This is a genomic window from Streptomyces sp. 4F14 (assembly GCF_048159485.1).
Lineage (GTDB): Bacteria > Actinomycetota > Actinomycetes > Streptomycetales > Streptomycetaceae > Streptomyces.
Genome location: NZ_JBLRVY010000190.1, coordinates 1 through 398 on the forward strand (window position 1 = coordinate 1; position 398 = coordinate 398).

A 398-nucleotide genomic window follows, 5' to 3' on the forward strand; every position below is an offset into this window, starting at 1 on the left:
AGTCGCCCCAGTCGAGCTTCTGCGAGGTCAGGGAGGAGGGCAACGCGGTTGGGGACGAGCCGGTGGAGGGCGCCGAAGAATCCGCGTCGCTCGTTCTGTCGCCGGTCTGCGCGCCGTCGGACGAGCTGCCGCTGCACCCCGTCGCCAAGAGCGCGGAGGCGGCTGCCACGGCCGCCCACCGTACGAAACGCGTCATGTCGCTTCCCCCCTCGCAGGCCGTCCGCGCTGTGCCGCGGATGGCGGTCAGGCCATAGTAGGCGGATCACGAATCGCCCGCCGGAGCCTGTGGATAACTCTCTGACCTGCGACTTTCTGCGCGCGAACCCGGCGTCGGGCCCGGCATGGGACCTGGCGTCGGGCCTGGCATGGGACCTGGCATCGGACCGGCCGCCCCTCAG

The 398-nt window shown here is 71.4% G+C and carries 1 protein-coding gene; it reads left to right on the forward strand.

The window, feature by feature from the left end:
• A partial coding sequence (locus tag ACLZOT_RS50260) for a hypothetical protein (RefSeq protein WP_416976024.1) occupies nt 1-254 on the forward strand: 254 nt, incomplete at its 5' end.
• Nucleotides 255-398 lie beyond the last annotated feature (144 nt).